The organism is Agromyces sp. NPDC004153 (assembly GCF_053603635.1).
The window spans coordinates 1,684,101-1,708,855 of sequence record NZ_JBSGFY010000001.1; the positions used below are offsets into that span (position 1 = coordinate 1,684,101).

Sequence of the window (24,755 nt, forward strand, 5' to 3'; positions counted from 1 at the left end):
TCAGCGCAAGGCGCCCGCGCGGTACGCCGCCTCGGTGCGCGTGGCCGCGCCGAGCTTGCGCAGGATCGCTGAGACGTGCACGCTCGCGGTCTTGCCGCTGATGAAGAGCCGCTCGCCGATCTGGCGGTTGCTGAGGCCTTCGGCGATGAGCTCGAGCACCTGCCGCTCGCGCGCGGTGAGCTCCGCCGCCGCGAGCACGTCGGCGTCGGACGGCGTGCCGGCGACGCCCGCCTCGGGCGCGACGAGGCCCGCGCCGCCGCCCACGCCCTCGAGCGCGATGCCGGCCGCCGCGGCGACCCGTACGACGCGATCGTGCACCGCGATGACGCCGCCCGTGTCGGCGACGTCGAGCGCGGCCTGCAGCGACGTGCGCGCGGCCGCACGGTCGGCGCCCGCCAGCTCGGCCTCGCCCTGGCGCAGCAACGCGTAGGCGATGAGGAAACCGGGAGCCTCGGGCGCCGCGGCGGCCTCGACGGCGGCACGCCATGCGGCCACGTCGGTCCCGGCGTCGCCGGCTCCGGCACCCTCGGATGCCTCGGCGAGCTCGGCCTCGAAGACCGCGGCCCACACCGGATGCGTCGGCCAGTACGAGAGCTGCTCGACCAGCATGCGGAACTCGGGCACGGCCTCGGCGACCTCGGCCGCGACGCCCTCGCTCACGGCATGCGGTCGCGCGCTCACCGCGGCGACCACGCGCGCGGCGACCCAGAGGAACGGCAACGCGTAGCCGGCGAGCGGCGCGTGCCGCTCGTGCAGCAGCGGACGCACCTCGCGCCAGGCAGCGGGCAGGTCGTCGTTGGCGAGCGCGATCTCGGCGGCGACCCGACCGACGGCGAGGCGCGTCTGCATCTCGACCTCCATGACGGCGGCCATGGACGCACGCGAGCTCTGCCAGAGTCGCGTCGCGCGCTCGGTCTCACCGCGCCAGAGCAACGCCCAGATGCGGGCGCGGAGCAGGTACACCGTGAACGGCGTCGGCGGGTCGAGCGCGAGGGCGCGGTCGATGAGTTCTTCAGCGCGCTCCCACTCCCCGAGCGCGAACAGCGGGTCGACCGCGTTCGACGCGAGGATGACGCCCGAGCTGCGCTCGACGCCCTGCGCGCGTGCCTGCGCGAGCCCCTCTTCGGCCAGCCGCACGGCCTCGTGGTAGTGCCCGACGAGGTAGTGCTGGTCGGAGGCGTTGGTCCAGTAGCGCAGCAGCGCGGCGCCGTCGCCGTCGGCGAGCTCGCGGGCGCGCTCGAGGAGCGCGAGCCCCTCGACGACGTCGCCCCGGTCGGCGCGGCTGATGCCGGCGATGTTCGTGGCGATGGACGAGTAGCGCGGCGAGCCGATCTCGGTCGCGACCGCGAGGGCGCGGTCGGCGGTCTCGACGGCGTCGTCGAGCCGGCCGTCGATCATGAGGCGACCGGCGAGCGCGGTGAGCGTGGTCGCCCGCAGCTCGGTGGGTCCGGTGTCGCCCCGGGCGTCGAGCGCGGCGAGCGCCTCCTCGAGCACGGCGACCGAACCGGCCTTGCCGACGTTGGCGAGGTAGAGGCCCTTGTCGCGCAGCAGCCGCGGGTAGTTGGGGTCGTCGCGCGGGCACTCGGCGAGCGCCGCCTTCACGAGCGCGAGGCTGCGGTCGCCCTCGCCCGCGTTGCGCAGGTGCGAGGCGGTGCGGCCCATGAGCTCGAGCTTGCTCATGCCCGCGAGCGAGGCCGCGTCGGGCACCACGTCCCACAGGCCGAGCGCCCGCTCGCCGAGCTGGGCGGCCGTGCCGTACGCGGCGGCGGCGCGCGCCTCGCGCATGGCCTGCATGGTGGCCGGGAACGCCTTCGCGGCGTCGTGGGCGCCGAGCCAGTGGTAGGAGATCTCGGCGGCGAGCCGTCGGGCACCCGCCGCAGCCGCGGCCTCGTAGGCCTCGGCGTAGCGCGCGTGGAACCGCGCACGCTCGCCGGGCAGCAGGTCGGAGAGGATGGCCTCGCGCACGAGCGCATGCCGGAACGCGTAGTCGTCGCCCTCGATGGTGAGCACGCCGAAGAGCACGGCCTGGCGGGCCGCGGCGTCGAGCTCGTCGGCCGTGCCGGTGTAGACGGCCTCGAGCATCGCGTGCGAGATGCGCACGCCGCCCGTCGAGATGAGGCGCAGGAGCCCCTGCGCCGGCTCGGGCAGCCGCTCGTAGCGGGCGAGCAGCAGGTCGCGGAGCGTGTCGGGCACGAAGCCCTCGTCGCGGCATCCGTCGATGCCGACGAGCTCCTCGACGAAGAACGGCACGCCGTCGCTGCGGCGGAACACGGTGTCGAGCACGCGCTCGTTGGGAACCTCGTCGACGATGAGCGACTTCGTGAGCTTCTTGACCTGCGCCTTGGTGAGCCGGCCGAGCTCGCGCCGCTCGACCCAGCGGTCGCGTTCGGCCTCGGAGAGGAAGTCGCGCACCGGATGCCCCCGCGTGAGGTCTTCGGTGCGGTAGCTCAGCACCGTGAGCACCCGGCTCGAGCCGAGTGCACGCATGAGGAACCGCAGCAGGGCCAGGCTGGCCGCGTCGATCCAGTGGAGGTCTTCGATCACGAAGACGATGGGGTGCTCGCGTGAGAAGGTCTCGAGCAGCACCGCGATGGCCTCGTGCAGCTGGCCGGTGGCGGAGCCCGCAGCGACGGGTGTGACGGGCGGCACGATGGTGGCGACGGATGCCTCGCCGGACACGAGCTCGGGCAGCAGCGCGATGAGCGCCGCGCGGCCCGGGCCGACGGCATCGAGCATGCGCGCCGCGCCCACCTCGGCGAGGAGCGTGCGCAGGGCGGTCTTGACGGGCGCGTAGGGTGCCGCGACGCTGCCGAGGTCGACGCACTGCCCGGCGAGCAGGCGCACGTCGTCGGGGAGGCCGGCCTCGAACTCGCGGATGAGGCGGGTCTTGCCGATGCCCGCCTCGCCGCCGATGATGACGGTGAAGGGCGCGCCGGCGCGCACCTCGTCGAGGCGTTCGTTCAGCATCGCGAGGTCGGCGTCGCGGCCGATCATGGCCGGCGCTGACGTGGTCACCCTCTCATGGTGCCACTCACCGCCGACACCGCGCACGGCGCCGTCGGGACCGGGATCGGGTCCGACGACGCCGCGCGGGACGTCATCGCCGCGCATGGCGGCCGCGAGGCTCACCGCAGGGCGAGCTGCGGCGCACGGCGGTGCGCGCGGTGGCGGCGGTGGACGCGGTGGGCGACCGGCTCGTGCGACGCCCCCGCGTCATCCGAGTCGCGCTCGTCGGCGGCCATGCGGCGGCTGATCTCGCGCTCGGCCGCGAGCACGTCGGCGCGGTGCGAGCCGAGGACGACGAAGTCTGCCGAGAACTGCATGATTCCTCCTGGAGTCGTTCCGATGCTTCCGATCGGATGCCTTCAGCGTGCGCGCTAAGGCACCTCGGACCCATCGGGCGATCGCCCTATTTCCGGGCACGGTGGGATGCGGGGCACCTGAGGTGCCCTCGAGCGCCCGGGCGGCAGGGGGCCCGGGCGTCCGGTCGACGGGGTCGATCGGTGAGGCGCGTTCGTTCGTCGGGTCGTGTCGGCTCAGTGCAGCAGCGTCGGCGTACGGTGGTACCCGTCACGCCGGAACTGCACGAGCGCGGTCGTGATCGCCGCAGCGGCGATCAGTCCCAGCACGAGCAAGGTCGCGAACATCGCGCACCTCCTTTCCATCATCGAAGTCTGTCGACCCGTCCCGCCCCGGTCGTCAGGGCGAGCACGGAATCGGGGATCGGGGTCCCCTCTGGCGTGAGGGGTGACGGCTCGGGCGCACCCCAGGCGCGCGCGAGCGGCACGACGCCGGCCCAGACCGCGTGGTCCTCGCCGTCGTCGGGGTCCTCGGATGCCCCGGCGGCGCGTCGCTTCATGACGACGTCGTCCAGGGCGAGCCGCAGCACGCGCGTGGCCGCCGTCTCCTTGCGCGTCATCGCGCGCACCTCGGCGGACCGGCCGGGCATGAGCCGCTCGGAGAGCGCGAGCAGCGCGGCATCCGCCTGCTCGTCGTCGACGGGCTCGAGCACGCCGTAGACCACGGCGCTCCGGTAGTTCATGGAGCTGTCGAACAGCGACCGTGCGAAGACGAGCCCGTCGAGCGCGGTCACCGAGAAGGCGACCGTCGACCGCTCGGCCGCCGCGCGGAGCGCGAAGCCGCCGCCCGTCGAGCCGTGCACGTACACGTGCTCCCCCACCCGCGCGAAGCCCATGGGCACGACGATCGGCGTGCCGTCGGCCACGGCGACGAGGTGCCCGACGAGCTCGGTGTCGAGCAGCTCGAAGAGCTCGTCGCGGTCGGTGGTCTGGCGCTCGGCCAGGCGGCGGATGCGGCGGGCGGCGGTGGTGTTCGTCATGGTCACGCTGCTAGTCTCGCGAGCACACTGGTTCGCCGTGCAGACCAGTTCTCGCAGCATCCGGCAGTCCAGTCGAGCGGATCGGAGCGCGTCGTGGACGGACCCATCCTCGTGATCGATCGCGGCGGCGGCCTGCCGATCGGCGTGCAGCTCGTCGACGGGCTGCGCCGCGGCATCCTCGACGGCGCCCTCCGTGCGGGCGACCAGATGCCCTCGACGCGCGGCCTCGCATCCGAGCTCGGCGTCTCGCGCAGCGCCGTCGTCGGCGCCTACGAGCAGCTCGCGGGCGAGGGCTATCTCGAAATGCGGCAGGGTGCGCCGACCCGCGTGGCCGACCTCGCGCGGCGCGACGTCGCGGCATCCGTCGGCACGGATGTCACGTCGGGCGACCGACCGCAGGAGGGTCGGCCGGACGCCCGACGCGAGTCGAGGACGGCGGAGCGCGCCGCGCGGGCCGTGGGCGAGCGGACCGTGCCCCGCATCGACCTGCTGCCGGGCCGGCCCTCGACGTCGCGCATCGACACGCGCGCCTGGCGCTCGGCCTGGCGCGAGGCGGCGGCCCGCGACATCCCGTCGGAGTCCCCGCGGCCCTTCGGCGTGCCGCGCCTGCGCGAGGAGATCGCCGACCACCTGCGCATGGCGCGCGGCGTCGCGTGCGAGGCCGACGACATCGTCGTCACCGCCGGCACGAGCGAGGCCCTCTCGCTGAGCGCCTCCGCCCTGGCTGTCGCGCTCGGTCGCCCCCCGGTCGTCGCGGTCGAGCACCCCGGCTACCCGTCGGCCCGGCGCACGCTCGAGCTGCACGGCGCGCGCACCGTGCCCGTCGCGGTCGACGCCGACGGCATCGTGGTCGAGTCGCTGCGACGGATGCCGCGGCCGCCCGACGCGGTCATGGTCACGCCGAGCCACCAGTACCCGCTCGGCGGGCGGCTGCCGGTGGCGATCCGCCTCGAGCTGCTCGAGTGGGCCCGCGAGACCGGCGCGATCGTGCTCGAGGACGACTACGACAGCGAGTACCGGCACCTCGGCCCGCCCCTGCCCGCGCTCGCGTCGCTCGACGACGCCGGCCGCGCGGTGCTCGTGGGCAGCTTCTCCAAAGTGCTCACGCCGTGGCTGCGCCTGGGCTACGTCGTGCTGCCCGACAACCCCTGGCTGCGCGCGGCGTACGCGACCATGCGCGCCGACGACCGGTGCCCGGTGCCCGGGGTGGTGCAGGACGCGGTGGCGAGCCTGCTCGCGAACGGCTCGGTGCGGCGCCACATCGCCGGCACGCGCCGCGACTACGCGCACCGGCGCCGGCTCGTGCTCGACGCCCTCGACGGCCTGCCCGGCGCGCCGCTCAGCGGGCTCGACGGCGGGCTGCACGCCGTGGTGCGCCTGCCCGACGACGCGGCATCCGCTGCCGTGCTCGCGAGGCTCGACGACGAGGGCGTCGCGGTGGCGCCGCTCGGCGACTACTCGGCCGTGCCGGGCGAGGAGGAGCCGGGCATCGTGATCGGGTACGCGGGCGTCGCCGACACGCAGTTGGTGGAGGGTCTCGGGCGCATCCGCACGGCGATCCTCGATGCGAGCTGAGCGGCTCGCGGCCCTGCCCGATCCGCGGTGCGAGGGATTGCGCTTCCCGGCACGGTCGATAGGCTGGCGCGAGCGGCGCGCCCGATGCTGACGCGCCGTTCGGCACGTCGGTGGGGAGGCTCGGTGGGGAGTGGGCTCGGCAGGGCGGCGGTCGTCGTCGGAGGGGTGGTCGTCGCGATCGTCGCGATCGTCGCGCTGAGCGGATGCATCGCGCAGCCCGCCGCGACCCCGCCACCGGTCACCGTCTTCGCGACCGTCACGGCGACCCCCACGCCACCGCCCGTCACCACGCCACCGCCCGCTGCCGCGCCCGAGCCCGTCGCGCCCGAGCCCGTGCCCAACGCGCCCGCTCCCGTCGTCGAATGGGGCCCTGCGTACGACACCGGCCCCCGACCGGGCGCGAACGGCACCCCGGTGCTCGACGGCAACGGCGTGCCCTCCAGCTACGCCGTCGTCGAGGGCGACAGCTTCTTCGACATCGCGCAGCGCTTCGAGCTGCCGCAGCAGCAGCTCCTGCGCATGAACCCCCAGATCCACAACTACGGGGAGACGGTCTACATCGGCGACGTCATCAACCTCGACTGGACGAAGACGGGGTGATCCCGTGGTCGTGAGCGAGGTGGTCACCATCGCACCGTGGAATCCGTGGCCGCTGGTGTTCCCGGGCATCGTGCTCGTCGTGGCGGTCATGGCGTCATTCGTCGGCGGCCACTACCGCTCGAAGACCATGCGGGAGTCGGGCTACGCGCTCTTCGTGGTCGGCGGACTCGCGGCCGCGTGGATGACCTGGTCGATGTCCGGCCTCTGGGACGCGAGCGCCCGCGAGGAGGCGCTCGTCGCCGCGGGCTACGAGTCGCCGACCTTCTCGGGCACCACCGACGTGGTGGGCGGCGAGCTGCCGCCCATGGCGTGGCAGGCGATCCGCGACGGCGAGCGTGTGCGCGGCGTGCTGCAGCCCCTCGACGGCGACCGGTGGGAGATCCGCGAGCTGCCCGAGTGAGGTCGGACGCGGCCCGGGCGCCGTCGAGGTGAGCCGCACCGCCGTCATCGCAGCGCCAGCCTCGGCGAGCGACGTGCTCGCCGACGGCGGGCGACGGATGCCGCGACGGGCGGCTCCGGGTCGAGCGCGCGACGCTCGGCGATGCGTCGACGGAGCTCGATCTCGCGCTCCGCGCGTGCGACGTCGGCGAGGTGTCCGTGGAACGACGTGAAGTCGGCCGAGTGCTGCATGGGGTCCCTCCCAGGGGGTGCGTGATGACCTCAGCGTGCGCGCTGAGGCATACCTCGCCCATCGGGAGATCGCCGTATCTTCGGGTGAGGCGGCCGGGCTCGGGCCCTGAGGTACCCGGGGCCGGGCCTGGGCGCTGCGCCCGTTGCGCCACGTCTGCGGTGTCCGCGCCACTTGGACTGGCGCACGAGATGTCGAGGTGGCGCAGAGGCGGCGGGTCACGGGACGCCCTCGAACCGGGTCGGCGCATGGGCGTAGCGTGGACTCGTGCTCACTCCTCCGAAGACCGAGAAGCGACCGATCGAACGCGAGCACCACGGCGACGTGGTGGTCGACGAGTACGAGTGGCTGCGGGCCAAGGACGATCCGGCCGTGCTCGCCCACCTGCACGAGGAGAACGCCTACACGAAGGCCCGCACCGAGCACCTCTCGCTGCTGCAGGAGCAGCTCTTCGAGGAGATCCGGGCGCGCACCAAGGAGACCGACCTCAGCGTGCCCACGCGAGAGGGCGACTGGTGGTACTTCACACGCACGGTCGAGGGCGCGCAGTACGGCATCCACTGCCGCGTGCCCGCGACGGGCGACGACTGGGAGCCGCCGGTGCTGCCCGAGACCACGGGCGACGAGCTGGCGGATGCCTCGTTCGAGCGGCTCCCCGGCGAGCAGGTGCTCCTCGACGACAACGTCGAGGCCGAGGGCCACGAGTACTACGCGCTCGGGAGCTTCGACGTCACCGCCGACGGGTCGACGCTCCTCTACGCGATCGACGTCGAGGGCGACGAGCGGTACACGATCCGCCTTCGCTCGCTCGACGGCGCCGGCCGCGAGTACGACGACGTGATCGAGGGCACGGCCGCCGGCGCGGTGTTCGATCCGAGCGGGCGATACCTGTTCTACGCGACGGTCGACGAGTCGTGGCGGCCCGACACGATCTGGCGGCACGAGGTCGGCACCGCGGCATCCGACGACGTCTCGGTCTTCTCCGAGCCCGACGAGCGGTTCTGGCTGGGGGTGGGCATCACGCGCAGCCGCAAGTTCCTCATGATCGAGGCAGGGTCGAACGTCACGAGCGAGACCTGGCTGCTCGACGCCGACGACCCCGCAGGTGAGTTCCGCGTGGTGTGGCCGCGCAAGGACGGCGTCGAGTACGACGTCGAGCACGTCGTCGCGGGCGGCAAGGACCGCTTGCTCGTCGTGCACAACGACGGCGCGGTGAACTTCGAGCTCGTGAGCGTCGCGGCATCCGACCCGCAGGGACCGCGACGGATGCTGCTGCCGCACAACCCCGCCGTGCGCCTCGAGGGCGTCGACGCGTTCCGCGACTTCGTGGCCGTCGAGTACCGGCGCGAAGGGCTGCCCCGGGTCGCGATCGCGAAGGTGCCGCCGGCCGGCATCCCAGCGGATGCCACGCCCGACGACACGCTGCACGAGCTGCCGTTCGACGAGGCGCTGTTCTCGGTGGGCGTCGGCAGCAACCCCGACTGGGAGCAGCCGAGCCTGCGCATCGGGTTCTCGAGCTTCGTGACGCCGACCACGGTGTACGACGTGGTCATCGCGACCGGCGAGCGACGCCTGCGCAAGCAGCAGCCCGTGCTCGGCGGGTACGATCCGACGCGCTACTCGCAGCGCCGCGAGTGGGCGGTCGCCGACGACGGCACGCGCATCCCCATCTCGCTCGTGTACCGCGACGACCTCGTCGACCTGGGCGTGCCGGCGCCGACCCTGCTCTACGGCTACGGCTCCTACGAGCACTCCATCGACCCGGCGTTCGGCATCCCGCGCCTGTCGCTGCTCGACCGCGGCATGATCTTCGCGGTCGCGCACGTACGCGGCGGCGGCGAGATGGGCCGGCTCTGGTACGAGCACGGCAAGAAGTTCGACAAGCGCAACACGTTCACCGACTTCGTCACGGTGGCCCGGCACCTCATCGACGAGGACGTCACCGCGCCCGACCGGCTCGTCGCGCAGGGCGGCAGCGCGGGCGGCCTGCTCATGGGCGCCGTCGCGAACATGGGACCGCGGTTCTTCTCGGGCATCCTCGCCGAGGTGCCGTTCGTCGACCCGCTGACGTCGATCCTCGACCCGTCGCTGCCGCTCACCGTGATCGAGTGGGACGAGTGGGGAAACCCGCTCGACGACGCCGAAGTGTACGCGTACATGAAGTCGTACTCGCCGTACGAGAACGTGCACGGCAGCACCAACGGAGGTGGGCACTACCCGCCGATCCTCGCGGTCACGTCGCTCAACGACACGCGCGTGCTCTACGTCGAGCCGGCGAAGTGGGTGGCGCGCCTTCGCGACGCGGGCGCCGACCCACTGCTGAAGACCGAGATGGCGGCCGGGCACGGCGGCGTGTCGGGGCGGTACTCCGCCTGGCGCGAGCGCGCGTTCGCCTACGCGTGGGTCATCGATCGGGCGAAGGCGCACCCGACGGGCGAGTAGGGCCGGTTCGCGTGCGCGGGCTCGGCGCCGATGGCAGGAATCCGCCGTTCGCGGGCAGCGAGCACGGGTGACGGATGTCGGGGGCCGCTGCCAGACTGCCCCTCATGTCGATCCTCTCCGAGTTGAGCGAACGCGTTCCCGGCCGGGCATTCGGACCCGGCTCCACCGAGTACGACGACGGTCGCACCGTCTTCTACGGCCCCGGCGACCCCGAGGCCGTCTTCCGCCCGACGACCGCCGAGGAGGTCGCGGCCGCCGTGCGGGCGGCCGTCGACGCCAACCTCCCGATCGCCGTGCGCAGCGGCGGCCACGGCAGCATGCCCGCCACCGGCGGCGTGGTCATCGACATGGCCGAGTTCGACGAGGTCGAGCTGCTCGACGGCGACCTGGTGCGGGTCGGCACCGGGGCCCGCTGGGGCGACGTCGCGGCCGCCATCGCGCCGCACGGCCTCGCCATCACGTCGGGCGACACGCTCGACGTCGGCGTCGGCGGCCTGGCGCTCGGCGGCGGCATCGGATGGCTCGTCCGCACGCACGGCCTCACGATCGACCTCGTGCGCGAGATCGAGTTCGTCACGGCCGCCGGTGCGGTGCTCACGGTCACTGCGGAGTCGCACCCCGACCTCTTCTGGGCGCTCCGCGGCGGCGGCGGCAACTTCGGCATCGCCACCCGCTTCGTGCTGCAGGCCTCGCCCGTCGGCGACCTCGTCGGCGGCCACCTGCACTTCGACCAGTCCCAGGTCGGCGACGTGCTGCGCGCGTGGCGCGACGTCACGCTCGCGTCTCCCGACGGGCTCAACTCCACGCTGATCGTGATGCCCGCGATCATGCCCGAGCTGCCCGCAGGCGCTCAGCTCGCCGTGGCGCTCCGTGGCACCGAGGAGGAGCTCCGCGACCTGCTCGAGCCGCTGCTGTCGCTTCCGTCGATCACCGACGTGTCGCTCGGCCCCGTCGCGTACGCCGAGCTGCTCGAGGCGGCGCCGCCCGGTCGGCCGCCGTTCCAGTTCGTCGGCGGCAACGGCTTCGTCGCCGACGTCTCCGACGAGCTGCTCGCCGCGGCCGAGCGCGCCTACGCCGGCCCCGCGCCGACCATGGTCATGCTGCGTGCCCTCGGCGGGGCGTTCACGCGCGTCGCGGCCGATGCGACGGCGGTCCCCTACCGCGACGCCCAGGCGTTCTTCATGGTCAACAGCCTGCTGCCGCTCGACGCTCCAGCGTCCGACGTCGCCGCGGTGCGGCTGGTCGTCGACGAGCCGCTCTCGTACACGACCGGGCACTACTCGAACTTCACGCAGGAGTTCGGCGACGACGTCACCGCCGTCATCTACCCGCCCGAGACGCTCGCTCGGCTCAAGCGGATCAAGGCCGACGTCGACCCGGGCGACGTGTTCCGGCCGGCGCACCACATCGCGCCGGCCTAGGAGCGCGTCGCCCGACGCTCACCCCAGCGGCGGGTCCTCGTGCAGGTCCTCATCGGCCGGTGCGAGGACCCAGCTCGTGAATCGCACCTCGAGGTCGCCGCGCAGCGGCGCGCATACCATGGGCCCGGCGGATGCCGCGGCGGCCGGGAACGGCGCCACGCGCAGCGTCCGCCAGCCGCTCGACGCCGTGCGGGCGCGCAACGTGATGTCGTCCCCGAGCTCGCCGCTCCGGCTCGCGCGGATCGTGACGAGCTGCCCGGCCCACTCCGGCACGGGAGCCATCGACCAGTCCGACACCCCGTTCGTGACGACCGCACCCAGGTGCAGCACCCCGTCGGAGACCTCGAGTCCGGCCTTCACCCACTGCTCGTCGCCGACCCACAGCAGGATGCCCGCCTGGTCGTAGAGCGCGGTCAGCGCCGACGCGTCGAAGGTCACCTCGACCGCGGCATCCGCCGGCCACTCGGCCAGCAGGCCGTGCCCGTCGTCGTGCACGAATCCGTAGTGGGTCGTGCGCCAGTAGTCGCTGCCCTCGGCGGCGCCGACCACGAGCCCCTCGCCCTGCTGCCGGGTCGACACGGGCTCCCGCGTCCACCGCCCGGCCGTCCACTCCACCCGCCGTCGCTCCATGGGTTCAACGCTAATGCGGCGAGCGCCTAGACTGCCCTCGATGAGCACCACCGCGAGCAACCCGACGCGCGCAGTTCAGCAGGCGGATGCCGCCGATCACGCATCGAGCGAGGTGCTCGCGCGCGTGGCATCCGATCTCGCCGATCGCTACGCGGGCGTGTTCTCGCCCGAGACCGTCGGCCGCTACGTGCGCGAGAGCCACGACCTGCTCATCGACCACTCGCCGCTCACCCGCTTCGTGCCGTCGCGCACGGCGACGTTCGCGGCGATCCGCCTCGAGGCGCTCGCGACCGAAGTCGTGCCGTCGCGGTGCTCTTCGTCTGCGTCCAGAACTCCGGCCGGTCGCAGCTGGCGGCCGCGATGCTCAAGCAACTGGCCGGCGATCGCGTCCGTGTGCGCAGCGCGGGGTCGCGGCCCGCGAGCACGGTGAAGTCGACGATCATCACGGCGCTCGACGAGATCGGGCTGTCGCTCGGCGGCGAGTTCCCGAAGCCCCTCACCGACGAGGTGGTGCGCGCGTCCGACGTGGTCGTCACGATGGGCTGCGGCGACGCCTGCCCCGTGTATCCGGGAACCCGCTACCTGGACTGGGAGCTCGAGGACCCCGCAGGACTGCCGATCGAGCGCGTGCGCGAGATCCGCTCGGAGATCGAGCGGCGCGTGCGGGGGCTCGTCCACCAGCTCGAGCTGTAGGCGCAGTTCGGGGCGGCATCACGTCCTCGTCGACCGTGCCTCCGTCTGCCGGGCGCCGCCGACCCGGTCAGCCCCAGGCGCCGAAGGAATCGTCGAGCTCGTCGCGCTCCTCGCGCTTGCGGCGGGCCGCCTCGAGGTCGCGCGCGAGATCGAGCGAGAGCCCCTCGAGGCGGTCGTCGCGCTCCAGCTCGTAGTCCTCGTCGACCTCGTAGCCCGTCCACTCGCGCGCGAGTCGCTGGTCGATGACGCCGGCGATCTCGTCCCACGCCTCGAGTCGGGCGCGCTCGGCGAATTCGGCGAGGTACGCGTCGTCGTTGCGGAGCTCGGTGAGCCGCGCCGCCACGGCGACGTTGATGCGCTCCCGCAGGCGGAGGTTCCAGGAATCCGCGCGGTGGTAGTCGTGCTGGTGCTCGGAGCGACCCTCGCGCTGCGCCGCTGACTCCCGCTCGGCCGCCGACCACTCCGCGACCTCGTCGAGCTCCACGACGAGCTCGTGCAGCACCTCGCGCGCGGCTGCAGCCGCCCGGTCGGCATCCCATGGCTCGGCACCGCGCAGTGCCTCGACGATGATGCGGTTCTTCAGGGCCATGCGACCCGCGGCCTCCGCGACGAGGAGACCCTCGGTGAAGGACTCCTCGAAGGTGAGCGGCTCGACCTCGGGCAGGGCCTTGCGGTCGAACGGCGTGAACCGCTTCCGCTCCCGCCGCCGCCGCCAGAACCGCATCGCGCTGCCCTTCGCCTCCGAACCCCCGCGTCCGAACCGCCGGTCGGCGGTCGGAGAACGAGCCTATCGCGGGCGGGTGGATGCCCGTCGGGTGTCGGCGGTCCTGCGTAGCCTGCTCCCATGACGTGCGGGATCGTCCTCGCCGACGGGCGCGCGTGCGGCGAGCCCGTCGAGATCGGCGCGCCCCTGAACCTGTGCACCGGGCACCTGCTCGAGGCGCACGACTGGGTGGCGCGCACCGCGGGCACGACCGACCTGTTGCCGTCGCCGTGCCTCGCCTGCGGCTCGCGCATCGGGGTGCGATACCCGTCGGGGTGGGTGTGCGCCGAGTGCGAGTGGCGCGTCGGCGAGGTGCCCGACGACGAGCTCGATCGGCCGCGCGTCGAGGTCGTCTACTACATCCGCTACCGCGACCAGATCAAGATCGGCACGTCGGTCAACCCCCGCCTGCGGCTCGCGAGCCTGCCCCACGACGAGGTGCTCGCGTTCGAGCGCGGCGGTCGAGCGGTCGAGCAGCGGCGACACGTGCAGTTCGCGTCGCACCGCTTCGCGGGCACCGAGTGGTTCGCGGTGCACGACGCGCTGCTCGAGCACATCGCCGAGCTGTCGGCGGGGGTCGACGACCCCTGGCGAGAGTACGAGCGCTGGGTGCTGCGGCGGGTGGCGCTGCGCACGTCGTAGCGGCGGCACGGCGACGGATGCCGCGGATACCGGTCGAGGCCGCGGGTCCGAGCCGTGCGACTTGGGTGTGCACGTCGCAACCGCAGGAACTTCCGGGCGAAACGCCGGTCGGGCGGCCGCTCACGGCGGCGCGTCGGCGAGTTCTTCCTGCATCGGGTCAGGTGGGTCGACGGCGACGGATGCCGCGGACAGCCCGCCCGGCGAGCACCGGGTTCCCGGGGTCGACGCGTTCGGCCCGGGCTCACGGGCAGTAGAGCTGCGTGCGCTCCCCCGAGCGGTCGATGTCGTGCTCCGACATGGGCGCGCCGCAGAGCGGGCACGCCGCCGCTCGCACCGCGACGGGCTCCTCGTCGTAGGGGCCGAGCGGCGGCGGCCCGATATAGGGCAGCAGGCGGGCGTTGAGGCGTTCGATGAAGCCCGCGTAGCCGCGCGAGCCCGTGCGGTCGCCACGGGTGGATCGTGTCATAATCATTAGTGTACTAACTATTCGCACGCAATGCATACTGGAGCCATGGACGACCGACGAACGACGACCGCCACCACCGACCCGGTGACGCCCGAGACGGCGGCGGCGAGCCAGGTGACGACTACCCTGGAGTCCGCGACCACCCCGGGGTCGGCGACCACCTCGGAGTCCGCGACCACCTCGGAGTCCGCGACTACCCCGGGGTCGGCGACCACCCCGGGGTCGGCGACCGCTGTCGGCACTGCGGGCGTCGCGGCATCCGACGACCTGCTCGCCCTCGAGAACCAGGTCTGCTTCGCGCTGGCGGTGGCCGCGCGCGGCGTGATCGGGGTGTACCGGCCGATCCTCGAGCCGCTCGGGCTCACCCACCCGCAGTACCTCGTGATGCTCGCGCTCTGGGGCCGCAGCCCGCGCACGGTGCGCGACCTCGGCCAGGTCCTGCAGCTCGAGCCGGCGACGCTCTCGCCGCTGCTCAAGCGGCTCGAGGCGCAGGGCTACGTGACCCGAGAGCGCAACGCCCGCGACGAGCGCGCGCTCGACGTCGCGCTGACGGACGCCGGGCGCGCCCTCCGCGAGCGGGCGCTCGCGATCCCGCCGCAGGTCGTCGACCGGCTCGGGATGAGCCTCGACGAGCTCGGCGCGCTGCGCGACCGCCTCACCGAGGTGATCGCGGCGGTGCAGCGCGGCTGACCCGCGGCGAGGGGGCGGTGGATCTCAGTTCGGCACGAGCGCCGCGGCGCCGAACGACACGCTGAACTGCACGCACCACAGGTCGACCGTCGGGTAGGCGCCGAGATCGACGTCGTCGGGGATGTCGTAGAGCTGGTTCCCCTGGTTGCCCTTGATCATGCCGAGGTCGACGTACGGGTGTCCTCCCGCGGTGAACCAGCCGTCGAAGCCCTCCACCAGTGGGCCGGCGCTGAGCCAGACGTGAACATCGGGTCCGTTGGTCGTGTCGAGGTTCTCGATCGCGAGCTGCCGCGATCCGTCGGGCAGCTGGATGACCCGTACGGTCCCCGTGGTCTCGTGCTCGTGGCTGATCAGGGTCCCGCGCGACACCTCCACGGGTCCGGCCGGCACCGGCGGAGCCGAGGGCTGCGGGGTGTCGCGGGCCGACGGCGGCGATGAGGATCCCGCGCTCGGCGCGGGCGAGGGCGACGCCACCGCCGACGCGGCCGGGATCTCCTCGTCGACGCGCACGTCGATGAACAGCAGCCACGGCTGGAAGACGAGCGCTGCGACCACCGCGCCGGCCGCGAGCACGCCCCCGATGACCCACCACCACACCCGGCGCCGGCCCGATCGCGGTGCTGCGGCATCCGTCGCGCGGTCGACCGGGTCGGGTGCGTCAGGCATCGGAATCGAACCCCTCGATGCGCCCGTCGGCCGAGGCGTACTTCACGATGAGGCTGCAGTCCTTGCCGCCGTAGCCTTCGTCGATGAGCCGGTCGAACTGGTCGAGCGCGATGCGCGACGCGGGCAGGTGCAGTCCGGCGACGTCGCCCGCGGCGACCGCGAACGAGAGGTCCTTCTGCGCGAGCACGGTCGTGAACGTGGCGTCGAAGTTGCGGTTGGCGGGGCTCGTCGGCACGACGCCGGGCACCGGATACCAGGTGCGCAGCGGCCACGAGTCGCCCGACGACACCGACGCCACCTGGAAGAAGGTCTCGGCGTCGAGCCCGAGCTCCGCCGCGAGCTGCGACCCCTCGGAGACGCCGAGCAGCGACACGAACAGCATGAGGTTGTTCGCGAGCTTCGCCGCGATGCCCATGGTCGGCCCGCCGACGCGGAACACGTGCCCGGCCATCGGCTCCACGAGCCCGGCGGCCTCGGCGACGGCGGCCTCCTCGCCCCCGAGCATGAACGTGAGCGTGCCGGCGTGCGCACCCGCGATGCCGCCCGAGACGGGCGAGTCGACGAAGCGGAAGCCGCGCGCGGCGGACTGGTCGTGCGACCACCGCGACGTCTCGACGTCGACGGTCGATGTGTCGAGCAGCAGCGCGGTCGTCGTTGCGGTCTCCCACACGCCGCCCGCGCCGCCCAGCACCTCGCGCACGTGCTCCCCGCGCGGCAGCGACGTGAACACGGCGTCGGCGCCCTGCACCGCTTCGGCGATCGAGTCGACGACCTGCACGCCGTGCTCGGCCGCCGCCGCCCGGCACGCCGGGTCGGGATCGACCCCGCGCACCTCGTGCCCCGCGGCGACGAGGTTGCCCGACATCGGGCCGCCCATGTGCCCCAGACCGATCCAGGCGATCGTCGCCATGGCCCCTCCCGACTTCATCGACGCGGAGTGCGGCAGGTGTCGCACCCCGGGGTGCCCGCGTTTCCCACGATACGTTCGCGGCATCCGGCGGGCAACGGATGCCGCGGGGCGCCCCCGATCCTCAGAACCGGATCACCTGGCGGATCGCCCGGCCCTCGGCGAGCGTGTCCATCGCCGCGTCGATCTCGTCGAGCGCGATGTGCGACGAGATGAGCGCCTCGACCGGCAGCCGGCCCTCGCGCCACAGGTCCGCGTAGCGCGGGATGTCCCGCGACGGCACGGCCGACCCGAGGTAACTCCCGACGATCGTGCGCGCCTCGGCGGTGATCGTGAGCGGCGACACCTGCGCGAACGCAGTCGGCGACGGCAGCCCGACGGTCACGGTGCGCCCGCCCGGCGCGGTCAGCGCGAACGCCGTCTCGAAGGCGCGCGGATGCCCCGCCGCCTCGACCACGAGCGGTGCGCGCAAGCCCGTCGCGACCGCCTCGTCGGGCGTCATCGCCGCCGTGGCGCCCAGCTCGCGGGCGCGATCGAGCTTCGTCGGGACGGCGTCCACGCCGATCACGCGCCCGTGCCGCAGCGACACCGCGGTGATCAGCGCAGCCATGCCGACGCCGCCGAGCCCGACGACCACGACATCCTGTCCGGGCTGCACCGCGCCCGCGTTCACGACCGCCCCGCCGCCGGTGAGCACCGCGCAGCCGAGCACCGCCGCGACATCCGCCGGCACGTCGGATGCGACGACCACCGCCGAGCGGCGATCGACGACGGCATGGGTCGCGAACCCCGAGACGCCGAGGTGGTGGTGCACCGGCTCGCCATCGCGGTGCAGGCGGATGCCGCCGTCGAAGAGCGTGCCCGCCGAGTTCGCCGCGGTGCCGGGCACGCAGGGCATGACGCCGCCGGTGCGGCATCCGTCGCAGTCGCCGCAGCGCGGCAGGAACGCGGTGACCACCCGGTCGCCGACCGCGAACCCCGCAGCGGATGCCGCGGCGCCCACCTCCTCGACGATGCCCGCAGCCTCGTGGCCGAGCAGCATCGGCACCGGACGCGGCCGGTTGCCGTCGACCACCGAGAGGTCGGAGTGGCAGACGCCGGCCGCCTCGATGCGCACGAACAGCTCGTCGGGACCGGGTGCGTCGAGTTGCAGCTCCGAGACGGTGATCGGCTTCGATTCGGCGTAGGGCCGGTCGCGCCCGAGCTCCTCGAGCACGGCGCCCGTGATCGTGCGGCTGCGGGCGGTCGCGGCGCCGGTCGCGGGGGCGCCGGTGAGTTCGGTCGCGCCGGCCGCGGCGGCGATGGCGGGTTCGGTCATGGTGACTCCTGGATCGAAGGACACGACGAGTGGGCGATCCTGGCGAACCCCGGCGCTGATGCCGCGCCAAGATCGCCCACTCGCGGAAGGGACACGGGGTGAAGCCGCATCGGGGCGGACGCATGCGGATGCCGCGGCACGACCGGCTCGAGTGAGCCCGCCGCCCGCGGCATCCGCTGGGCCGTTACGCCTCGACCCGCTCGGCGAGCTTCTCGCGGTCGGCGTCGTCGATCGAGCGGAGTGAGATGCCCACCGTCTCGCGGAGCGCGATGACCGCGACGAGCGTGACCGCCGCGGCGAGCGCGAGGTAGATCGCCACGGGAACCCACGAGCCGTACGTCGAGAGGAGCAGGGTCGCGATGATCGGCGCGAGCGAGCCGGCGACGATCGAGGTGACCTGGTAGCCGAGCGAGACGCCCGAGTAGCGCATGCGCGTCGGGAACATCTCGGCCATGATGGCGGGCTGGCCGGCGTACATGAGCGCGTGGATCATGAGGCCGAGGATGAGCACGCCGACGATGAGCCAGTCGTTCTCGGTGTCGAACAGCGGGAAGGCGATGAAGCCCCAGACGGCCGCGAGCACGGCACCGGTCGCGTAGACCGGCTTGCGGCCGAGCTTGTCGCTGAAGCGGCCGACGACCGGGATCACCGCGAAGTGCACGACGTGCGCGAACAGGATGAGCGTGAGGATCGTCGACGTGTCCATGCCGAGGTGCGCGGACATGTAGGTGATCGAGAACGTCACGACGAGGTAGTACATGATGTTCTCGCCGAAGCGCAGGCCCATGGCGGTGAAGACGCCGCGCGGGTAGCGCTTGAGCACCTCGAGCACGCCGTAGCGGGTGCGCTTGTCCTGCTCGGCCTCGGCCTGCGCCTCGATGAAGATCGGCGCATCGGTGACCTTCGTGCGGATGTAGTAGCCGACCGCGACGATCACGACCGAGAGCCAGAACGCGACGCGCCAGCCCCAGCTGAGGAACGCCTCGTCCGAGAGCGTCCACGAGAGCGTGAGGAGCACGAGGGTGGCGATGAGGTTTCCGGCGGGCACGGCGGCCTGCGGCCAGCTGGCCCAGAAGCCGCGCTCCTTGTCGGGCGAGTGCTCGGCGACGAGGAGCACCGCACCGCCCCACTCGCCGCCGACCGCGAAGCCCTGGAAGAAGCGGAGCACCACGAGCAGGATCGGTGCGGCGTAGCCGATCGCGTCGAACGTCGGCAGGCAGCCCATGAGGAACGTGCTGACGCCCACGAGGATGATCGCGAGCTGCAGCAGGCGCTTGCGGCCGTACTTGTCGCCGAAGTGGCCGAACACGATGCCGCCGAGCGGGCGGGCGATGAAGCCGACCGCGTAGGTGAGGAACGCCTTGATGATGTTGTCGAGCGGGTTCTCGCTCGGCGGGAAGAAGATCACGTTGAAGACGAGCGTGGCGGCGGTGGCGTAGAGGAAGAACTCGTACCACTCCACGATGGTGCCGGCCATCGAGGCCGCGACGACCTTGCGCAGTCCGCTGCGCGCGGTCGAGCCGGATGCCCCGGACGATGGTGATTGCTGGGACGTGCCCTGGGTCGAATTGCCGACGGCCATGGTCGACTACCTCCTTGTAGTTGGCGACGCGGGTTAGGGGGACGCGCTGCAGGCGATTCTCACCATGTGCACTGGTGAGCGGCAATCGCGTATCCCGCACAGCGGGTGTGCATTCCTGCACACTTGCCCTGGGTCACCCGTCGACCATACGCCGACCACGGCCGGGTCCCGTGCGCATGTCCCAAAGGTTGGGCGGGGTCCACCCGGCGCGGCTCAGCCCGCGAGCTGCTCGCGGAACGCCGGCGGGCCGCCGGGCACGGCGCGAGCGGATGCCGCGGCGGCGACGAACCCGTCGGGACGCACGAGGTAGACGAGCGACGGGTCGAGCCGTCGGTACGGGTCGGGTGGGAACGCGTGCGCCTCGAGCCCGAGCGATGCCGCGATCGCCCGCACCTCGGGCACGTAGGCGCCGTAGCCGTGCACCTGCCACGAGAACGACCGCAGCACGTCGAAGTTGCCGCCCGTCCACGGCAGCCGCCGGCCCACGACCGCGTCCCGGGTGGGATGCTCGCGCGACATCCTGTAGTGGATGCGCGTCTGCGAGAGGTAGCCGAACATGCGGCGGCCGCCCGCGATGCGCGGCACCAGCCGAACGACGACCGGGCCCACGATCGGGGCGAGCCGCCCGCGCACGAACCGCGCGACGCGCCCGTCGGACGTGACCACGCCGAACGCCCGGTCGGTGGTGGCGACGAGGACCTTGCCCACCGGCCGCCGCTCGGCCTCGTACCGATCGAGCCGGACGTCGGGCAGGCCGCGCACGAGCACGTCGGCGAGCGCGCACGCGAGGTTGTGCGCCTCCTGCAGCCCAGTGTTCATACCCTGGGCACCGACCGGCGAGTGGATGTGCGCCGCGTCGCCGACGAGGAAGCACGGCCCCTGCCGGAATCGTGCGGCGAGCCGGTGGTGCACGCGATAGGTCGTGAACCAGGACGCCTCGCCGTACTCGACGCCGAACTCCCGGTCGACGAGGGCTCGGACGTTCGGCTCGGGCATGTTCCCGTCCGCGTCGAGATCGCGGTCGCGGACGACGCCCAGGAGGCGCATCCGGCCGGCGCCCATCGGGAAGGCGAGCAGGATGTGCTCGGCCGTCACGCGGATGTTGACCGCGTCGTCGATGAGGCCGGTCACCTCGGTCGCGTCGACGATGTAGTACGTGTGCGCGTTGGTCACCCCGACGAACGGGATGCCGATCGCCTCGCGGACCGGCGAGTGGGACCCGTCGGCGCCGACGCAGTAGCGGGCGCGCACGATGACCGGGCCGTCGGGCCCGTCCAGGGTCGCGGTCACGGATGCCGCGTCGCCGCCGACCGGGTCGTGGACCTCCAGGCCGGACAGCGCGTGGCCCCACCACACGCCGCGTCCGAGGTCGTCCAGCGCGTCCGCGAGGAGCCGCTCGTTGCGGCTCTGCTCGAAGACGGTGATCTCGGTGTACGGCGACACCCCCTCGCCCAGCCCGCGGAACTCGAGGCGGCTGAACGGGCGGCGCCCGGTTCCGGGCACGACCGCGACCGCCGGGGCGCGCTCGGCGAGCACTCGCTCGACGAGCCCGAGCTGGTCGTAGAGCTCCATCGACCGGGCCTGCACGGCGAGGGCGCGCGACTCGCGCGTGGGGCCGGGCTTGCCGTCGACGATGATCGCGTCGACGCCCTGCCTCGCGAGGCACACTGCCAGCATGAGCCCGCTCGGACCCGCTCCGACGACGAGCACGTCGGTGCGCAGCTCCTCGCCCCCGGCCATGCTTCCACTGTGGCATCCGTCGGCGACGGCGACCAGAGTGCGCCGCGCTCGGCCGGCACGTGCGCCGGGACCGCACCGGCACCGACGGCCGACGCCGACCCGCGCCCTACAACAGGATCTCGTCGAGCGCCTGGACCTGCCGCCAGCCGGCCGCCGCCACGGTCACGGGCATGCGGTCGGCCGCCACGAGCTCGGGCATGGAGAGGCGGGTCAGCGCGGCGATGTCGGCGATCGGCACCTGGAACGTGCGGAACGGTCCGAGCGGCGGCGCCTCGCCGGGTGCCGGCTCGCGCACGCCGGTGTCGACGAGCGGAGCCTGGTCGACGACGAACCCGACCGCCGCGAGGGTGTCGTCGACGCCGGTGTTCCAGGCCGCGATCTTCCAGAACCGAAGGGGCACTCGGATGCCGCGGTACGGCGGGTCGCCCGCCGCGAGCACCGGCCCCGTGAACACGCTCAACCGCAGCCGGTGCACCCGGGCGTGCTCGAGCACGTGGTCCTCGAGGCCGAGCCACAGCTCCTTGGACTGGTTGAAGCCCGACGCCTGCGGTGCAGCGTTCGTGTAGCGGAACGTGTCGGCGTTGGCGCGCGCTGCGACGTCGAGCTGGCCCCACACCGGATCGCGCCGCCGCACGAGGTGCCCGCGGTCGAGGTCGTTGTCGGCGTAGATCGCGGGCCCTGCCTGCCAGTCGACGGGGATGCGATCGTCGAACCGCCACCGGTCGCCGCGCTCGATCTCGACGAGCTCGGCGCCGGCGACGTTGACGCCCGTCACTCGCGCGAGGCGTCGCACGGTGTCGAGCACCACGGTGAAGTGCACGTAGTCGAGCTCGACCGAGCTCGCGGCATCCGCCTCGTCGACCCGCGGCATCGCCGCGACCACCCCCAGGAAGCGCGCGTCGAAGCCCATGCGCCCACTCGACCACGAACCGCCGACACCTCGCACGCGAACCGCCGAGGCGCTGAGCCCCGCCCGCGCGGAACCGCCGGCATCCGACCGGTCCCCCCGGTCCGGTCGGATGCCGACGGTCGGTCCGTGTCCTCAGACGAGGATGTCCGCGGGCGTCCCGATGGCGCGCCAGCCCTCGACGCCGCGTGGCAGGTGCTCGGCGGCGACGAGGTCGGGCATGCTGAGCCCGGTCAGCGCGACGATGTCGGCGATGCGCACCTGGAACGTCCGGAACGGCCCGAGCGGCGGCACCGCGCCGAGCTCGCGCGGCAGCTTGTCGACGTCGACGAGCGGCGACTGGTCGACCACGAACCCCGTGGTGGCGAGGCCCGTGCCGTCGTGCCAGGCCGCGACCTTCCAGAACCGAAGCGGGATCCGGATGCCCCGGTACGGCGGGTCGTCGTCGGCGAGCACGGGACCCGTGAACACGCTGAGCTTCAGGTCGTGGACCCGGGCGTGCTCGAGCACGTGGTCCTCGAGGCCGAGCCAGAGCTCCCGCGACTGGTTGAATCCCGACGCCTGCGGCGCCGCGTTCGTGAACATGAACGTGTCGGTGTTCGCCCGTGCCGCCTCGGCGGGCTCGCCCCACACCGGGTCGTTCCGGCGCACGAGGTGCCCGCGGTCGAGGTCGTTGTCGGCGTAGACCTCGGGTCCGGCCTGCAACTCCTCGGGGATCCGGTCGTCGAAGACCCAGCGGTCGTCGCGCGGCACCTGCACGAGCCGGGTGCCGTCGATGTTCACGCCGGTCACGCCCGCGAAGCGGCGCGTGGTGTCGAGCATCACCGTGAAGTGCTCGTAGGCGAGCTCGACGGATGCCGCGGCCTGCGGGTCGGGCATCGTCGGCATCGTCGCCGGCACGCCCAGGAATCCGGGGTCGAAGCCTGCGGCCTCGCCCGTCGCGGCGTCGGGCGGGACGTCCGGTGCGCCGGTCACGTCCGCGCCGGTCACGTCCGCGCGGGTCTTCGTCGATCGCTCGTCGATGTCCATGATGTGCCTCCGTGCTCCGGGCCGCGCCGGGCCCACGACTCTGAGGGTTCCTCAGGACAGGTCTACCCCCTCGGGGTGGAACCGGCATCAGGGGCTGCACGGAGTCGGTGCGGGAACGCACGTCGGACCACGCCTGGGGCGCTCGCGCGGAATCTCCACGAGTACCGCAGTCCATTGCGTCGATCGCGCCTTCTGCGGCTGTTGCGTGCGCATTGCGCAGCGATCGCTCGCGAATTTTGCGGACGGGCCGACGTATGACACGCTGCTGGCTGCCCCCACGAACCCCCACCCGCGCCGAGCGAGAGGATGCCGCGTGCACGCCGAGCCCCTGACGTCGAACCCGACCCGCATGCACGAGGTCTCGAGCGAGACCACCCGCCTCGTCGACCTCGTGCTCGACTACTCCCGTCGCCGGATGCTCTCGAACGACACCCCTCTCGACAAGCCGAGCAGCGAAGCGGAGCTCGCGCGGCTCGCCGGCCGCACGATCGACGAGCGCGGCATCGGCGCCGGCCGCGCCCTGTCGCTGTTCGAGCACGTGCTCGCGCCCGCGTGCATCACGACCGACCACCCGCAGTACCTCTCGTTCATCCCGACCGCGCCCACCAAGGCCGCGATCGCGTTCGACCTCGTCGTGTCGGCAAGCGCCCTCTACGGCGGCTCGTGGCTCGAGGGCGCCGGCGCCGTCTACGCCGAGAACGAGGTGCTCGCCTGGCTCGCGAACGAGTTCGGCCTGCCCGCCACCGCCGGCGGCGTGTTCGTGCAGGGCGGCACGCTCGGCAACCTCTCGGCGCTCGTCGCCGCCCGCGAGCACGCCCGCGCGACGCTGCACGAGGCCGGCACGGATGCCCCGGGCCGCTGGAAGGTCGTGTGCAGCGCCGAGGCGCACTCGTCGATCGCATCCGCGGCGCGCGTCATGGACGTGGACGTCGTGCCCGTGGCCCCCGGGGAGGACGGGATGCTGCGCGGCGACGCCGTGCGCGCCGCACTCGAGGAGCACGGGGCATCCGTGTTCGCCGTGGTGGCCACCTCGGGCTCGACGAACTTCGGCATCGTCGACGACATCGCCTCGATCGCCGCGCTGAAGGACCAGCACGACTTCTGGCTGCACGTCGACGGCGCCTACGGCCTCGCGGCGATGCTCTCGCCGCTCGCGCGCGACCGGTTCGCGGGCGTCGAGCGCGCCGACTCCGTCATCGTCGACCCGCACAAGTGGCTGTTCGCACCCTTCGACGCGTGCGCGCTCATCTACCGCGACCCCGAGACCGGACGCCGCGCGCACACGCAGCACGCCGAGTACCTCGACACGCTCACCGAGACGAGCGAGTGGAGCCCGTCGGACTATGCCGCGCACCTGACGCGCCGGCCTCGCGGACTGCCGCTCTGGTTCTCCCTCGCGACGCACGGCGCGGCGGCCTACCGCGAGGCCATCTCGCATTCGCTCCAGCTCGCCCAGGACATCGCCCGCGAGATCTCGTCGCGCGACGGCTTCCGCCTCGTGCGCGAGCCGCAGCTCTCGGTGGTCGTCTTCGAGCGCGAGGGCTGGACGAAGGCCGACTACGACCGCTGGTCGGCGCGCCTGCTCGACGAGCAGCGCGCGTTCGTCACGCCCAGCTCGCACGCGGGCCGCACGAACACGCGCTTCGCGATCGTGAACCCGACGACGACGTTCGAGCAGCTGGTGGCGATCCTCGACACGATGAGCTGAGCCCGAGCG

Annotated in this window: 24 protein-coding genes; 10 read left to right on the forward strand and 14 right to left on the reverse strand. The window is 73.0% G+C overall.

What is annotated here, in order from left to right:
* The 3 genes from ACWEOH_RS07780 to ACWEOH_RS07790 all read right to left on the reverse strand — a co-directional run bounded on the left by ACWEOH_RS07780 (position 1) and on the right by ACWEOH_RS07790 (position 4,339).
* On the reverse strand, positions 1-3,015 hold the full coding sequence (locus tag ACWEOH_RS07780; protein ID WP_452029750.1) for a helix-turn-helix transcriptional regulator: 3,015 nt from the start codon (positions 3,013-3,015) through the stop codon (positions 1-3).
* 110 nt (positions 3,016-3,125) lie between these two features.
* On the reverse strand, positions 3,126-3,323 hold the full coding sequence (locus ACWEOH_RS07785) for a hypothetical protein (protein WP_452029752.1): 198 nt from the start codon (positions 3,321-3,323) through the stop codon (positions 3,126-3,128).
* Positions 3,324-3,664: 341 nt separating this feature from the next.
* Positions 3,665-4,339, reverse strand: coding sequence for a pyridoxamine 5'-phosphate oxidase family protein (locus ACWEOH_RS07790; RefSeq protein WP_452029754.1), 675 nt, complete (start codon positions 4,337-4,339; stop codon positions 3,665-3,667).
* A gap of 93 nt (positions 4,340-4,432) precedes the next feature.
* Here ACWEOH_RS07790 and pdxR point away from each other — a divergent pair, with 93 nt between their 5' ends.
* The 3 genes from pdxR (at position 4,433) to ACWEOH_RS07805 (ending at position 6,914) form a co-directional block, all read left to right on the forward strand.
* Complete coding sequence (gene pdxR, locus ACWEOH_RS07795; RefSeq protein ID WP_452029756.1) at positions 4,433-5,914, forward strand: MocR-like pyridoxine biosynthesis transcription factor PdxR; 1,482 nt, start codon at positions 4,433-4,435, stop codon at positions 5,912-5,914.
* 123 nt (positions 5,915-6,037) lie between these two features.
* Positions 6,038-6,514 carry a LysM peptidoglycan-binding domain-containing protein gene (locus ACWEOH_RS07800; RefSeq protein ID WP_452029758.1) on the forward strand — a complete coding sequence of 159 codons (477 nt, stop codon included), beginning with the start codon at positions 6,038-6,040 and terminating at the stop codon, positions 6,512-6,514.
* 10 nt (positions 6,515-6,524) lie between these two features.
* Positions 6,525-6,914 carry a hypothetical protein gene (locus ACWEOH_RS07805; protein WP_452029760.1) on the forward strand — a complete coding sequence of 130 codons (390 nt, stop codon included), beginning with the start codon at positions 6,525-6,527 and terminating at the stop codon, positions 6,912-6,914.
* 44 nt (positions 6,915-6,958) lie between these two features.
* On the opposite strand, the gene ACWEOH_RS07810 is transcribed toward ACWEOH_RS07805, so the two are convergent.
* Positions 6,959-7,144: a hypothetical protein gene (locus ACWEOH_RS07810; RefSeq protein WP_452029762.1), complete on the reverse strand. Its 186-nt coding sequence runs from the start codon at positions 7,142-7,144 to the stop codon at positions 6,959-6,961.
* A gap of 265 nt (positions 7,145-7,409) precedes the next feature.
* Between ACWEOH_RS07810 and ACWEOH_RS07815 the strand changes: the two genes are divergently transcribed.
* Together ACWEOH_RS07815 and ACWEOH_RS07820 are read left to right on the forward strand one after the other, a co-directional pair.
* Positions 7,410-9,584 (forward strand): S9 family peptidase, encoded by a 2,175-nt coding sequence (locus tag ACWEOH_RS07815; RefSeq protein WP_452029764.1) that lies wholly within the window; start codon positions 7,410-7,412, stop codon positions 9,582-9,584.
* Between the two features lie 104 nt (positions 9,585-9,688).
* Entirely contained in the window at positions 9,689-11,005 is a 1,317-nt protein-coding gene (locus ACWEOH_RS07820) for an FAD-binding oxidoreductase (RefSeq protein WP_452029765.1), read from the forward strand.
* Positions 11,006-11,023: 18 nt separating this feature from the next.
* Here the strand turns inward: ACWEOH_RS07820 and ACWEOH_RS07825 are convergent, their stop codons facing one another.
* Positions 11,024-11,635, reverse strand: coding sequence for a DUF1349 domain-containing protein (locus tag ACWEOH_RS07825; RefSeq protein ID WP_452029767.1), 612 nt, complete (start codon positions 11,633-11,635; stop codon positions 11,024-11,026).
* 40 nt (positions 11,636-11,675) lie between these two features.
* Here ACWEOH_RS07825 and ACWEOH_RS07830 point away from each other — a divergent pair, with 40 nt between their 5' ends.
* Positions 11,676-12,065 carry a three-helix bundle dimerization domain-containing protein gene (locus ACWEOH_RS07830; RefSeq protein ID WP_452029769.1) on the forward strand — a complete coding sequence of 130 codons (390 nt, stop codon included), beginning with the start codon at positions 11,676-11,678 and terminating at the stop codon, positions 12,063-12,065.
* Positions 11,996-12,328 (forward strand): arsenate reductase/protein-tyrosine-phosphatase family protein, encoded by a 333-nt coding sequence (locus tag ACWEOH_RS07835; RefSeq protein WP_452029771.1) that lies wholly within the window; start codon positions 11,996-11,998, stop codon positions 12,326-12,328. Before ACWEOH_RS07830 ends, ACWEOH_RS07835 begins: the two co-directional genes overlap by 70 nt.
* A gap of 67 nt (positions 12,329-12,395) precedes the next feature.
* On the opposite strand, the gene ACWEOH_RS07840 is transcribed toward ACWEOH_RS07835, so the two are convergent.
* Positions 12,396-13,052 (reverse strand): hypothetical protein, encoded by a 657-nt coding sequence (locus ACWEOH_RS07840; RefSeq protein ID WP_452029772.1) that lies wholly within the window; start codon positions 13,050-13,052, stop codon positions 12,396-12,398.
* A 120-nt stretch (positions 13,053-13,172) separates the two neighbouring features.
* On the opposite strand from ACWEOH_RS07840, the gene ACWEOH_RS07845 reads away from it, so the two are divergent.
* The gene (locus ACWEOH_RS07845) at positions 13,173-13,733 is read left to right on the forward strand and encodes a GIY-YIG nuclease family protein (RefSeq protein WP_452029773.1); all 561 of its coding nucleotides are present in this window, start codon (positions 13,173-13,175) and stop codon (positions 13,731-13,733) included.
* Positions 13,734-13,974: 241 nt separating this feature from the next.
* Here the strand turns inward: ACWEOH_RS07845 and ACWEOH_RS07850 are convergent, their stop codons facing one another.
* A complete protein-coding gene (locus ACWEOH_RS07850; protein ID WP_452029775.1) occupies positions 13,975-14,199 on the reverse strand; it encodes a hypothetical protein in 225 nt (74 codons plus the stop codon).
* Between the two features lie 267 nt (positions 14,200-14,466).
* On the opposite strand from ACWEOH_RS07850, the gene ACWEOH_RS07855 reads away from it, so the two are divergent.
* Positions 14,467-14,889, forward strand: a complete 423-nt coding sequence (locus ACWEOH_RS07855) for a MarR family winged helix-turn-helix transcriptional regulator (RefSeq protein ID WP_452031879.1) — start codon at positions 14,467-14,469, stop codon at positions 14,887-14,889.
* A gap of 24 nt (positions 14,890-14,913) precedes the next feature.
* Here the strand turns inward: ACWEOH_RS07855 and ACWEOH_RS07860 are convergent, their stop codons facing one another.
* The 7 genes from ACWEOH_RS07860 to ACWEOH_RS07890 form a co-directional block, all read right to left on the reverse strand.
* Positions 14,914-15,555 carry a DM13 domain-containing protein gene (locus ACWEOH_RS07860; RefSeq protein WP_452029777.1) on the reverse strand — a complete coding sequence of 214 codons (642 nt, stop codon included), beginning with the start codon at positions 15,553-15,555 and terminating at the stop codon, positions 14,914-14,916.
* Complete coding sequence (locus ACWEOH_RS07865; RefSeq protein WP_452029779.1) at positions 15,548-16,465, reverse strand: NAD(P)-dependent oxidoreductase; 918 nt, start codon at positions 16,463-16,465, stop codon at positions 15,548-15,550. Before ACWEOH_RS07865 ends, ACWEOH_RS07860 begins: the two co-directional genes overlap by 8 nt.
* A gap of 121 nt (positions 16,466-16,586) precedes the next feature.
* Entirely contained in the window at positions 16,587-17,780 is a 1,194-nt protein-coding gene (locus ACWEOH_RS07870) for an alcohol dehydrogenase catalytic domain-containing protein (protein ID WP_452029781.1), read from the reverse strand.
* Between the two features lie 184 nt (positions 17,781-17,964).
* A complete protein-coding gene (locus tag ACWEOH_RS07875; protein WP_452029783.1) occupies positions 17,965-19,362 on the reverse strand; it encodes an MFS transporter in 1,398 nt (465 codons plus the stop codon).
* A gap of 213 nt (positions 19,363-19,575) precedes the next feature.
* Positions 19,576-21,102, reverse strand: a complete 1,527-nt coding sequence (locus ACWEOH_RS07880) for an FAD-dependent monooxygenase (RefSeq protein ID WP_452029785.1) — start codon at positions 21,100-21,102, stop codon at positions 19,576-19,578.
* A 106-nt stretch (positions 21,103-21,208) separates the two neighbouring features.
* Entirely contained in the window at positions 21,209-22,012 is an 804-nt protein-coding gene (locus ACWEOH_RS07885) for a DNA/RNA non-specific endonuclease (RefSeq protein ID WP_452029787.1), read from the reverse strand.
* Positions 22,013-22,144: 132 nt separating this feature from the next.
* On the reverse strand, positions 22,145-23,038 hold the full coding sequence (locus ACWEOH_RS07890) for a DNA/RNA non-specific endonuclease (RefSeq protein WP_452029789.1): 894 nt from the start codon (positions 23,036-23,038) through the stop codon (positions 22,145-22,147).
* Between the two features lie 349 nt (positions 23,039-23,387).
* Between ACWEOH_RS07890 and ACWEOH_RS07895 the strand changes: the two genes are divergently transcribed.
* Positions 23,388-24,746 carry a pyridoxal phosphate-dependent decarboxylase family protein gene (locus ACWEOH_RS07895; protein WP_452031881.1) on the forward strand — a complete coding sequence of 453 codons (1,359 nt, stop codon included), beginning with the start codon at positions 23,388-23,390 and terminating at the stop codon, positions 24,744-24,746.
* The last annotated feature ends 9 nt before the right edge of the window (positions 24,747-24,755 follow it).